General features: G+C 62.9%; 10 protein-coding genes. 5 read left to right on the top strand and 5 right to left on the bottom strand.

Annotated elements, in window-relative coordinates; all coding sequences use genetic code 11:
- Positions 1 to 21 precede the first annotated feature (21 nt).
- Positions 22 to 591, bottom strand: coding sequence for a PNPOx family protein (locus tag K3163_RS05220; RefSeq protein ID WP_247712465.1), 570 nt, complete (start codon positions 589 to 591; stop codon positions 22 to 24).
- 176 nt (positions 592 to 767) lie between these two features.
- Between K3163_RS05220 and K3163_RS05215 the strand changes: the two genes are divergently transcribed.
- Positions 768 to 1,754 (top strand): RcnB family protein, encoded by a 987-nt coding sequence (locus K3163_RS05215; protein WP_247712464.1) that lies wholly within the window; start codon positions 768 to 770, stop codon positions 1,752 to 1,754.
- Positions 1,755 to 2,006: 252 nt separating this feature from the next.
- Entirely contained in the window at positions 2,007 to 2,459 is a 453-nt protein-coding gene (locus K3163_RS05210; RefSeq protein WP_221428880.1) for a hypothetical protein, read from the top strand.
- Positions 2,460 to 2,526: 67 nt separating this feature from the next.
- On the opposite strand, the gene K3163_RS05205 is transcribed toward K3163_RS05210, so the two are convergent.
- Positions 2,527 to 3,084, bottom strand: a complete 558-nt coding sequence (locus K3163_RS05205; protein ID WP_221553302.1) for a cytochrome b — start codon at positions 3,082 to 3,084, stop codon at positions 2,527 to 2,529.
- 104 nt (positions 3,085 to 3,188) lie between these two features.
- On the opposite strand from K3163_RS05205, the gene K3163_RS05200 reads away from it, so the two are divergent.
- Positions 3,189 to 3,857, top strand: coding sequence for a prolyl hydroxylase family protein (locus tag K3163_RS05200; protein WP_221428882.1), 669 nt, complete (start codon positions 3,189 to 3,191; stop codon positions 3,855 to 3,857).
- A gap of 7 nt (positions 3,858 to 3,864) precedes the next feature.
- Here K3163_RS05200 and K3163_RS05195 read toward each other — a convergent pair whose 3' ends face one another.
- From K3163_RS05195 to K3163_RS13690, 3 genes are all read right to left on the bottom strand, one after another.
- On the bottom strand, positions 3,865 to 4,986 hold the full coding sequence (locus K3163_RS05195; RefSeq protein WP_221553301.1) for a PAS domain-containing protein: 1,122 nt from the start codon (positions 4,984 to 4,986) through the stop codon (positions 3,865 to 3,867).
- A 147-nt stretch (positions 4,987 to 5,133) separates the two neighbouring features.
- Positions 5,134 to 6,759 (bottom strand): lysine--tRNA ligase, encoded by a 1,626-nt coding sequence (locus K3163_RS05190; protein ID WP_221553293.1) that lies wholly within the window; start codon positions 6,757 to 6,759, stop codon positions 5,134 to 5,136.
- A gap of 291 nt (positions 6,760 to 7,050) precedes the next feature.
- Complete coding sequence (locus tag K3163_RS13690; protein WP_221553290.1) at positions 7,051 to 8,973, bottom strand: TIR domain-containing protein; 1,923 nt, start codon at positions 8,971 to 8,973, stop codon at positions 7,051 to 7,053.
- Between the two features lie 222 nt (positions 8,974 to 9,195).
- Between K3163_RS13690 and K3163_RS05180 the strand changes: the two genes are divergently transcribed.
- Positions 9,196 to 11,940, top strand: coding sequence for an ATP-dependent DNA helicase (locus K3163_RS05180; RefSeq protein WP_221553281.1), 2,745 nt, complete (start codon positions 9,196 to 9,198; stop codon positions 11,938 to 11,940).
- Complete coding sequence (locus tag K3163_RS05175) at positions 11,937 to 12,464, top strand: SixA phosphatase family protein (RefSeq protein WP_221553273.1); 528 nt, start codon at positions 11,937 to 11,939, stop codon at positions 12,462 to 12,464. Before K3163_RS05180 ends, K3163_RS05175 begins: the two co-directional genes overlap by 4 nt.
- The last annotated feature ends 1 nt before the right edge of the window (position 12,465 follow it).

Here is a 12,465-nt window from a genome sequence, read left to right as displayed (position 1 = left end):
CGAGCGGACGAATCTATCGCATCAGGGCGTCAGCCATTGACCGTCCGACGGTGTGATCAGCGCCCTGCGGTGTCCCTTGTGCGACAAGCAATACCAGTCGGCCGTCTCGACCCTGATCAGCAATATTCCAAAGTTCTCGCGCGCAGGAACGAGGTCTTCCTCGCTCGGCTGCGCACCCTCCGCCCAATCGGGCAGGCCGGTCGAGGGCGCGTCGCGTTCCTCGCCCGGGCCCGCACCAAGATAGCACCGGCGTGCGAACGCTGTGCTGTCTGCCCATGCCTTCTCGGCAAGCGGCGTGTCGCTTTCGATATGGCCGCGCCCGCGGCACCTGATCTGCAGCTTGGCTTCTGCATCGTAGAACAGCACTGCCATGTCCGCACCGCTGCCGATGACCGAAGCTTTGGGTGAGCGCACATCGGTGTGAAAGCGCAGGGTCCAGCTCGCGGCGTCGAATTCGCGCAGGACCATGATCCTCGCATCTGCATCGGGAGTCACTACGACGGGCGTATGCATGGCCGAGCGGCGGCTACGGGCCGCCTCGCCGAGGCGGCTGACAATGTCCTCGCGAACAGCGGAGAGGTCTTCGATCATCGACGCTCCAACGCACAAGCGAGCCTCGGGTTCACATTCATATTCCACCCCTCCAACATGAACGAAAGGTAGACAGACCGGTTCAGTTACGGGTCAGGACGATGTGATACAAAGTGTGACATCAAGGAAGCCGCAGGTGTGGAGCGGCTTGGAAAATGAAAAGAAGGACACGCTCCATGACCCTTACAAAGCTGATGAAAGGCAGCGCGCTGAGCGCCCTCGCGATTGCGATGGCGGCCACCGCCCTGCCTGCACAGGCGGAAGCGGCTGCAGCTTCTGAACAACAATCACAACGCGAACGCGAGGATCGGCAGTACCAGCGCCGCAGCGACCGCCGTGGCGAGCGCCGCAGCGAGCGACGCCAGGAACGCCGTAGCGAGCGCCGTCAGGAACAGCGCAGCGAACGTCGCCAGGAACGACGGAGCGAGCGCCGTGAGGAACGTCGAAGCGACCGCCGCCAGGAACGCCGCGATGCCGTTCGCGAGATCCGGCGCGATTACCGTGCCGAGGACCGTACCGAACGCCGCGTGGATCGCCGCGCAGAGCGCCGTGCCGACGACCGTCGTGCGGACCGCCGTGCCGAACGCCGGATTGAGGAACGCCGCGCCGACCGTCGCGCAGAACGCCGTGCCGAGGAGCGTCGTACCGATCGTCGCGCAGATCGCCGTGCTGAGCGCCGCTACGAGGAACGCCGTGCAGATCGTCGCGCAGAGCGCCGCTACGAAGAACGCCGTGCAGACCGTCGCGCCGAGCGCCGCTGGCGCGAGCGAAGCGTCCGCGACCGGGCAGCGCGCAGCACGCTAGAGCGTCGTTCGCGTTACTGGGATGGCCGCCGCTGGCACAACTATGACCGGTGGGACCGCTATCGCTGGCGCGATAACCATCGCTACGACTGGTATCGCTATCGCCATGCCCATCGCAGCATCTTCCGCCTGGGCCGGTACTACGCTCCCTATCGGGACTACCGTTATCGCCGCCTAGAAATCGGCTTCCGCATCGGCAGCCTGTTCTTCGGCAGCCGCTACTGGATCAACGACCCGTGGCGTTATCGCCTGCCCGAAGTCTACGGCCCCTATCGCTGGGTCCGCTACTACGACGACGTGCTGCTCGTGGACATCTACAGCGGCGAAGTGGTCGACGTGATCTACGACTTCTTCTGGTAAGTTGCCCTCATTCCCCGCTTCTCCGGCGTGAGAGTGGACCGGGGGAGCATGGAAACCCCCGCCGAGCGATCGGCGGGGGTTTTTCGTATGTCCGAGTCGCCTCCCGGTAAGGCATTGGCGCTGCGGGGGATTCACGAACCGCCGCTTTCCCGTGGTATGAAAGCGGACATTGGGAACTAGGGCCGCCTTGTAAACTTGCTTGGCGCGCGCGAACCCAAGGCGATGCGTCGAGGCCTTTGCAGGGGAAGACGCATGAAAAGCATCATTGCACTTACAGCCGCAGCAGCAGCCGTCCTGGCCGCACCCGCAGCCGCGGAGAACTTCACTTACGAAATCCGGTTCAGCGAACCGTCCTTTGTCGGCGGAATGGGCGAGGAAGGCCGAGATGGCAGGTCGGGAACCATGTCGGGACCCTTCACCTCGACCTCGGCCAGCGGGGCTTCGGTTTCGGGAAACGTGACGTGCATCGGCATGGACCAGCCCGACAACAGCCTGTTCGATGTGCACTTCTCGTGCACCGCGACCCGCAGCGACGGGACCAACACCAGTCTGATCTACGGCTGTAACTGGCTCGGCGAGGACATGGGCCTGAGCTGTGTCGGCGGCGCGGAAGGCCGCGACGGTACGACCGAAGGGCGCCGCGGCGTGCTGACGATGCACCTCAAGGAAGGTGTATCGACCGGAACAGGACAGTGGATCGAATGAGCTGACGAGGTCTGGCGCCTGCTCCGCACGGGCCCCTTGCCCGTGCGGAGCAAATCCGCCGGTTCGTTCAGTCCGGAACCTTGCCGAAGGGCAGCATTCGGAAGATGCCGCCGTTCTTGTCCACGAAGGTGTGCTTGAGCGCGCCGAGCACGTGCAGCGCAATCAGGATGAGAAACGCCTTACCGCCGCTCGCATGGAGTCCGAAAATGGCCTTGGCCGCCTCCGAGTCTTCTCCGACCGGAAGCGGAGGGATCGTGAACATTCCGAACATGTCGATCTCGCGGCCTGAGAGCGAGTTTGCGTACCAGCCGCCCAGCGGGAGCCCGATCAGCAGCACATAGAAGATGATGTGCACGGTGCGAGCGAGCACGGCTTCCCATTTGGCCGTATCGCTCGGCAGCGGCGGAACCGGATGGGTCCAGCGCCATGCCAGCCTGCCGAGTGTCAGGACGAGGATGAGTATGCCCAGCGCCTTGTGGTCGGCAAAGATCGCGACCTTGTCCTCGACAGCCTCGGCATGCTCGGCGCTCTCCGCGATCCGCCAGTTTACGATCACGGCGACGGCGATCACCCAGTGGAAAATCATCGCCCCGGTCGAATAGCGGAGCGCTGCGGTATCTGTCATTCTCGGTCTCCCCTCGCCCGTTGTGGGGGAGAGACTAGCGCAGATGCCACAGGCTGCAAGATGATGCCTTGCACCCAGCACTGCCAGCGCTAACTATCGAGATCATGACGAAAACCGCCTCGATTCCCGACCAGGACGCGCTCAAGCGCATCGGCGCCAAGGTTCGCGCGCGTCTCGAAGCCGATCCAGAGATTTACAAGGTTCCTACGGACAAGGCCGAAATCTTCGCCGTCCCGAACTTCCTCACCCCCGACGAATGCCGCCGCTTCATCACCATGATCGACGTGGTCGCTCGGCCGAGCGAGCTGCACGAGACGGCCTATGTCGCCAAGTTCCGCACGTCATATTCGGGCAATTTCAACCCGAACGATCCGTTCGTGAAAGGCATCTCGCGCCGGATCGACGACCTGCTCGGCATGAACCCGGTCACTGGCGAGGCGATCCAGGGCCAGCGCTACCTTCCGGGCCAGGAATTCAAGCCGCACAACGACTGGTTCTATACCGACCAGGAATACTGGAAGCTGGAACGCAAGCGCGGCGGGCAGCGCTGCTGGACCGCCATGGCCTTCCTCAACACGGTCGAAGAGGGCGGCCACACGCACTTCACCGAGGTCGGCGCCTCGATCGAGCCAAAGCCGGGCGTGCTCCTGATCTGGAACAACGCCACGCCCGAAGGTGAGCCCAACGAGGGCACGATGCATGCGGGGACGCCCGTCATCAAGGGCGCGAAATACGTGCTGACCAAGTGGTACCGCACGCGCAAGCACAGCTGATCGCGGCTTAGGAGAGCGTCTTCACCGCCAGCGGCACGCGGATCGTCGCGCGCAGTCCCTCGGGGCGGTAGGCGGAAGAGAAACTGCCCTTCACGCCCCTGATGACGCCCTCGATCAGGAATCTGCCCGAACCGCTGCCGCGGACTTCGGGGCTTTCATTGAGCGGCTGGCTGTCCTCGCCCAACTGCTCGATCCAGTGGATCTCGAGCCACTCCTCATCAACCGTCCAGTCCACATGGACGCGGCCATTGCTGTCCGACAGGGCACCATACTTGAGCGCGTTCGTCGCCAACTCGTGCAGCGTCAGTCCGACCGGGGTCACCTGCCTGCGCGACAATTCGATGCTTCCTCCCTCGATCTCGATCCGGTCGGTCTTGGCATTGCGATAAGGGCGCAGCACCGCCTCGACGAGATCGCGCAGGTTGGACCTGCCCTCGCGCAGGCCGTCGCCTGCGAGGCTGACGCGGTGGGCACCGGCCAGCGCCTCGATCCTGCGTTCGATCTTTTCGGAAAACTCCCGCACATCGCTCGCCCCTTGCGAGGACAAGCGTACGATCGCGGTCAGCACGGCGAAGAGGTTGTCGGTCCGGTGCCGCAGTTCCTTCGCCACGCGCTCGTTCTCGACGATCGTCTCACGCGCGACGAGCAGTTCGGTAATGTCCCACTGCGAGCCGAAGAAATAGGCGAGCGAACCGTCCTCGTGATAGATCGGCCCGACGTGGACTGCGTTCCAGAAGGCAGTGCCGTCCTTGCGGTAGTTGAGGATATCTACGACCGTGTACTCTTCGGTCTTCACCGCGCGGCTCAGCTTGGCCACTGCCTCGGGCGCTGTGTTCTTGCCCTGCAGGAAGCGGCAGTTCTGTCCGACGATCTCGTCGCGGCTGTAGCCCGTCAGTTCCACGAATGCCTGGTTGCAGTAGACGATCGGGCAGTCGGGCTTGTTCGGGTCCGAAATGCACAGCGCCATGCGCGTCTGTTCGGTGGTTTGAAGGAACAGCTCCGATGAGCCGATCTTTAAATCAGCGAGACGTCCGGCCTGCCGCGCGTTGCGCTCGGCAAACTCCATGAACCTGCGATTGTCTTCCGTCGGGGGACGCGATCCCCCGCCACCGCCATTGGTACGACCCATGGCTGCCTCCCCTTTAGCACTTTACGATCCGTGCAAAAGAGTGCCGCAATTCCAATGTTTTGCAATAGACAATGGAGCGAATTCTGCCCCAGTCCTGCCATTTTCACTCCAACAGGCTGATTGCGCTAGAGCTTTTTCCCGCAATTCCTATCGCGCCAGCGCATCGGCAATCAGCTTGCGCGTATTTTCAATACCATAGAGCGCAATAAAGCTGCCCATGCGCGGCCCCTGATCGCTGCCGAGCAGCGTCTGGTAGAGCGCCTTGAACCAGTCGCGCAGCGACTCGAAGCCGTACTCTTCGCGCTTGCCGATCTCGTAGACCTCGGTCTGGAGATCCTCGGCACTGGTGTCGGCAGCCGCGCCGGCAAGATAGGCGTCGAGCGTCTTCAGTGCCTCGGCCTCGTTGGGCTCCGGCGCACGCTTCGACAGCGTCGGCACGATGTAGTCGCGCGTATAGGCAACCGCCGTGCCGATCAGAACTTCGAGCTCAGGCGTGATCTTGCCGTCGCCGATGTAGGTCTGGAGATATTCGCGCAGGTTCTCTTCGGTCGCCTCCGCACCGAGCACGCTCGCGAGATTGAGCAGCAGGCCGTAGGTGACCGGGAGGGTGTCGCCAGCACCCGGTGCCTCGTCGGTGTCGAAGCCCCCGTTCGCACGCTGGAGGTGCCACACCGGATTGCCGAGCTGCTTGTCGAGCGGTTGCTCGGCAAGACGTTCGCGGAACTGCCAGTAATCGTCCACCGCGCGCGGGATCACGCCCACGTGCAGCTGCTTGGCGCTCTTGGGATTGGGGAAGATGTAGAAGCCGAGGCTCTCTTCGCTGCCATAGGTCAGCCATTCCTCGATCGAGAGGCCGTTGCCCTTGGACTTGGAGATCTTCTCGCCGTTCTGGTCGAGGAACATCTCGTAGATCAGCCCCTCCGGCTTGCGACCACCGAGCACCTTGACGATCCGGCCCGACTGCACGCCGCTGTCGGTCAGGTCCTTGCCGTACATCTCGTAATCGACGCCAAGCGCATACCAGCGCATCGCCCAATCGACCTTCCACTGCAGCTTGGACATGCCGCCCAACGCCGACTGCTCGACGACCGTGCCGTCTTCATCGGTGAAGCGGATCGTACCCGCTTCCGCGTCGAGGACCTCGACCGGCACCTGCAACACCCGGCCCGTGGAGGGCGATATCGGCAGCACCGGCGAATAGGTCTGTCGGCGCTCCTCGCGCAGCGTCGGCAGCATGATGTCGAGGATGTCCTGGTTCTTGCGCAGGACCTGGCGCAGCGCATCGTCGAAGCGCCCCGAGTTGTACATGTCGTTCGCCGCGATGAACTCGTACTCGAAACCGAAGCGGTCGAGGAATTCGCGTAAGCGCGCGTTGTTGTGCGCGGCAAAGCTCTCGTGGCCCTTCTCGAACGGGTCGGGCACGCGGCTGAGCGGGAGGTGCAGGTTCGCCTCGAGCAGTTCCTGGTTGGGCACGTTGTCGGGCACCTTGCGCAGGCCGTCCATGTCGTCGGAGAATGCAACGAGGCGTGTCTTGCCGTCCTCGGGCTTCGCGCCGATCATGGCCTCATAGGCACGGCGCACGAGCGTGGTGCGCAGCACTTCCTGGAAGGTGCCGATATGCGGCAGGCCGCTCGGACCGTAGCCCGTTTCGAACAGCACCGGGCTGCCATCAGGCTTAGCACCATCGGGATAGCGTTTGAGCAGCCGCTGCGCCTCCTGGAAGGGCCAGGCCTTGGACACACGTGCGGCGGTGATCAGATCGTTCATGCTCATGGCAATTCCCTTTGCCGCTCGCCCACGCTTTCGCAAGTGCGAAGTGCTGGACGCATGTTGGAGAGGCGCTCGGCGAACCTCACAGGATGGAACACATGGAACACGGTCCTAAGGCAAAAGTTCACGCTGCCCGGCAAATGGTGAACGTAAAGAAGGGAAAGAGGCGAGAGCGCTTGCGGCATGCCTCACGCTCTATCGTGAGAGCGAGGAGTAGGACAGCGACTGGAAGCGTCTGCGAGAAGCGGTCATTCGGCTAACGACCCGATTGGCGATAGTTTGCACGCCCATATATCAATCGATCGTCCAGGCTCCATTAGAACCATCGGTGCCGGGGTTTGGTCTCGCGAGATCGGGCCATCCAAATTTTTGCCAAGCATCCACAAGACCGATTTCCTCGGCAAATCGCTTGAATCCAGGGTGCTGACGAAAGCCGTGGGCGCGATCTGACGGCTGCCAGAAGGAATGAGCAATGCAAAAGTGCATCGCAGGCGAACTCTTCTTCTTGTAGAGACGAAAAAAAGTCTCGGCGCTTTGCTCGCAAATGAGCACCGTCAAAACCAAATAGTTTACAGGCTGCGAACCCTCCGCATCCATCGCGATGATCGATGCTTCCACCTTTGCTTGAGCTTCCTGATCACCCGCATAAGCAGCGCGTCCTACCAACTCCCACTGTTCTCGCGAGCGCATGTGAGGATAAATGCCTTCCCCTATCGCTTCGTAGGCAGACATCATCACATCAAGTGCTTCGGCCGGTCTCCCTTTCATCATTCTAATTTTGGCCAATCCGAAGAAACCGGCGCTAAAGCCATTCTCGATCGACTGATTGAACAATTCTTCGGCGCGCTCGAACATCGATAGTTCAAGATGACATTCTGCAAGATTATAGGCCATGCGTCCGGACAAGGGATCGCGATTTAATGCGTCCCGAAACTTTGGCAATGCCGCTGATACTCGGCCCAGGACGAGCTGCGTAAGTCCACCCACGAAGACCAACTCGTCGGCGGTCGCTCGGGCGACGGGGCGCGCTATTCGTTCAAGAAATTGACCTATGTCCATCCCGTCCCAACTCGCGGCTTGCACGAGGTACTGTGCGAGATCGGAGCTGGGATCCAAGTCAAGCGCTCGGCGAGCGGCCTTCTCGCTTGCAGCGTAATTCAGTTTCTCGTCACTATTTGAAATGAACTGCGGGACGAGGAAATGCGCGCGTGCCAACAACTCCCACGCGCTCACAAACTCCGGATCCAACTCGACAGTTTGCTCCAAAATCGTCACGGCGCGGGTGAGCGTGTCAGCACCCCAGACCTTGTTGACCAATGCCCGAGCACGCAAGAATAGATCATAGGCTACCGGATTGTCGGTCAGCTGCTCAGCCACACGTCCATCTGGCGTGCTCGTCAAGACTGCCTGCAATTGTTCGACGATCGACCCGGAAATTCGGTCTTGCAGATCAAAGACGTCTTCGAGCGTTCCATCATATCGCTCCGACCACAATTGAAACCCGTCACTGGCCCGAATGAGCTGCGCGGTAATGCGGACACGATCGCCCTGTTTTCTGACCGAGCCATCGAGAACATGATCTACATTTAGCTGCGCACCAATGTCTTGCACGTTGGCATTCTTGCCTTTGAACGCAAAGCAGGAGGTCCTGCCAGCGACGAGCAAGTCAGTCGAGCTGGACAAGGCGTTGAGAATGTCTTCCGCAATCCCGTCGGAAAAGTACTCCTGCTCAGGGTCTGATGACATGTTGGTGAAGGGAAGCACTGCGATCGAAGCACTGCCACCAAGCGCTCTTGCGCTTAACTCTTCGGACCGCGACGAAATGCCTTGAGAGGGGGTTTTGCCGAGCGAAGCCAACAGCTCGTGAAAGGAAGAGTGCGAGCAGTCACCATTCCACTCTTCGAAGCTCAAGGCGTGGATCTGCCGGAAACCAAGAGGGGGAAGGACGCCATCCAGCGAGATCGGCAACAGCTTCCCTTGAGTTCTGGCAAATTCAGCCTCGTCACGAACCCAATGAGATCCGAGCGAATTTTCAGACCAGGCAACCACGACGGTCTTGGCAGCAATGAGTTCGCGTTCAATGACTGCGCTGAATTCGGACCCGCCAGTGATGTCGCGATCCCACCAAACATCATACTCGCTGGCCGCGAGAGTTCGTGCAAGCCTTTCGATCTTTGCGCGATCTGCTCGTGCATAAGAAATGAAAATATCGGCCACGCTTGCTCCATCTGTGCGACCGATAATTTGTTAGCAGGTCAATGAAAGATGCTACAATGTTTGTTTAGGAGCTGTCCTTTTGGGCAGGAGCCTCAACCTCCGCTCCCCACCACATTCGGAGATAACCGCTTAGTCCCATCGCTCCCAAAAGCCGCTATCCCCGCGAGGAAAACCGGCCTTCCCCGCTTGCCCCGCGTTCCGTTTGTGTTCTAACGCCGCAGGGTGAGCCAGCCTCTCCCCCTTCCCTCCCTCCATGCAAGCCACGCGGGCACCTGGCTGCGCGATGCGAACGGCGCTACTCGGGGGTGTTCGAAAGGCGAGGCTGTCATGGCGGCGGCCGATACGCCGCTTCTGATGATGAACGCGCCGTTGGTCGCAAACCGGCTGGGCTATCCCGACCTTTCCGGCCTCGACCTGCTCGAGCTATTCGCCTTCGTCCATCCGGCGAAGTTCTGCGTGCCGACGCCCAAGGGGCTCGCGCATGCGCTCGATCTCGAGGAGCCGGAGGACGATGCGGGCGTGCCGTTGCTGCTGCAGCAGGCGGCCGGCGCGCTGGTGGCGACCTGCGAAAGCGACGATTGGGCCGAGCGCGAGGGCGCGTGGTCGACGCTGCAATCGCTCGCGCGGCTGCGCTGGCCCTGGGCGAACGTGCTCGCCCCCCATGTCCGCAAACCCGAAAAAGCCGAGAAGTGGCTCTTCACGCGCCTGCCCGAATGGGAGGAGACACCCGAACGCCCGCAGCCCGCGCAGGTCCTGATCGACGAGCCCGAGATCGAGGCACATCTCGAGAGACTGACCGGCGAAGGGGCGGAAAAGCGCGAGGGGCAGCGCATGTATGCGCGCGGTGCGGGTCATGTCTTCTCACCCCGCGACCGCGAGAAGCGTCCGCATGTCCTGCTGGCGCAGGCGGGCACGGGGATCGGCAAGACGCTTGGCTATCTCGCCCCCGCCTCTCTCTGGGCGAAACAGTCGGGCGGGACGGTCTGGGTCAGCACCTATACCAAGAACCTCCAGCGGCAGTTGCGGCAGGAGAGCACCCGCGCATGGCCACCTGCGCGGCCCGACGGATCGCCGCCGGTCGTGGTTCGCAAGGGGCGCGAGAACTATCTCTGCCTGCTCAATCTCGAAGACGCGCTGCAGGGCGGATTTGCCGGACGGCCTGCGATCCTCGCGCATCTGGTGGCGCGCTGGGCTGCCTATACGCAGGACGGCGACATGATCGGCGGGGACCTGCCCGGCTGGCTCGGCACGCTGTTCAGGAAGCGCGGCATCGCGGCTCTGACCGACCAGCGTGGCGAATGCGTTTATGCGGGCTGCCCGCATTACCGGAAGTGCTTCATAGAGCGCAGTGCGAGGAACGCGGCGCAGGCCGATCTCGTGATCGCCAACCACGCGCTGGTGATGGTCAACGCCGCACGCGGGCGCGACCTTGCAAGCCGTCCGACGCGCATCGTATTCGATGAGGGCCATCACGTCTTCGATGCTGCCGACAGCACTTTTTCCGCCGCCCTGACCGGACAGGAAGCGATCGAGCTTCGCCGCTGGATCATCGGTCCCGAACGCAATTCGCGCGGGAGGCGGCGCGGCCTCGCCGCACGCCTTGCCGATGTCGCCAGCTATGACGAGGCGGGCGGCGATGCGGTCGAGGAAGCAGTCGAGGCGGCGCAGGCGCTGCCCTCCGACGGCTGGCTCGGTCGGTTAGCCGAAGGCGCGCCCTCGGGTCCGCTCGAAGCACTACTCGGGCAGGTCCGCGCCGTCACCTATGCGCGCGATGAAAGCGGGCAGGAGGCGGGCTACGGCATAGAGACCGAGACCTCGCAGCTTCCGGGTGAACTGGTCGAGGCTGCGGGAAGTGCCGCACAGGCCCTCGCGCAGATCCGCACGCCGCTGCTGAAACTGGCGGGACGGCTGGAGGCCGTGCTCGAGGATACGCCCGACTGGCTCGACGGACAGGGCCGTGCACGGATCGAGGGCGCGCGGCATTCGCTCGCCTGGCGCATCGATTTGATCGCGGCATGGGAAGCGCTGCTCTCGCGGCTTGGCGGGCCTGCCGATCCCGAATTCGTCGACTGGCTGGCGGTCGATCGCAACGATGCGCGCGAGTTCGACGTCGGACTCTATCGCCACTGGCTCGACCCGATGAAGCCTTTCGCGCAGGTCGTGCTCGAACCCGCGCACGGCGTGATGCTGACCAGCGCCACGCTGACCGACCGCGACGAGAGCGGGCCCGACTGGGAGCATGCCATCGCCAAGAGCGGCGCGCCGCATCTCGAACTGCTTCCCAAGACCGCGCAAGCTGACAGCCCCTTCGACTATGCAGGCCGCGCCGAGGTGTTGATCGTTACCGACATCAAGCGCGGCGATATCCCTGCCCTCGCAGGAGCCTATGCCCGACTGATCGAGGCGAGCAAGGGCGGCGTGCTTGGCCTGTTCACCGCGATCCGGCGGATGCGCGCGGTCTATGGGCGTATCGCCGACCGCCTCGCGCGTGCAGGCCTCCCGCTCTATGCGCAGCACGTCGACCCGATCGACACCGGCACGCTCACCGACATCTTCCGCGACGATGCACGCGCCAGCCTGCTCGGCACCGATGCCCTGCGCGACGGTGTGGACGTGCCGGGCCGATCTTTGCGCTGCGTGGTCATGGAAAGCGTACCCTGGCCGCGCCCGACCATACTCCACCGCGCGCGCCGCGCCGCCGCGGCCGAGGAAGCGGGCGGCGCGCAGCGCTATGACGACAGGATCATCCGTGCACGGCTGGCGCAGGCATTCGGCCGCCTCATCCGCAGCCGCGAGGATTCGGGCCATTTCGTGGTCCTCTCGCCCGCCTTCCCCAGCCGGCTGCTCTCGGCCTTCCCCGAAGGCACGCCTGTCATACGCCTGACGCTCGACGAGGCTTTACAGCGGGTCGCTAAGGGTGTTGGAGAGACAACCGAACCCGAACAGGTGGAGAGCGGAGAATCGTGAAGGTCCTGGGATTGTTGCGCCACGCCAAGTCCGACTGGGGGCAGAGCGACAAGCGCGATTTCGACCGGGGCCTCAATGCGCGCGGCCGCAAGGGCGCGGGGCTGATCGGCAAGCATATCCGCGATCACGGGGTGAAGTGGGACAAGCTCGTGGCCAGCCCGGCTGAGCGGGTGAGGATCACCCTCGAAGAGGCCGCGCTCAACCTCGAACCCGAATGGGACCGCCGGCTCTACTTGGCCAGCACCGACACGATCTTCGATGTCATCCGCGAGGACGGCGGCAATGCCGACGCACTTCTGCTGGCCGGGCACAACCCCGGCTTCGGCGACATAGTTTTCGAACTGGTCGCACCGAAGAACGAGAACGACCTGTTCGACGAGGCCAAGGTCAAGTTCCCCACCGCGGCCTTCGCGGTATTCGAACTCGATATCGACGACTGGGAAGACCTGGCCGAAGGCTGCGGAAAGCTCGTCCATTTCGCCCGCCCGCGCGATCTCGATCCCGAGCTGGGGCCGGAGCACTAGG

It is taken from the genome of Qipengyuania xiapuensis, assembly GCF_019711395.1.
In the GTDB taxonomy this organism is placed as follows: Bacteria; Pseudomonadota; Alphaproteobacteria; order Sphingomonadales; family Sphingomonadaceae; genus Qipengyuania; species Qipengyuania xiapuensis.
The sequence above is the reverse complement of the archived record's forward strand: the minus strand, read 5'-3'. Positions and strand labels throughout refer to the sequence as shown.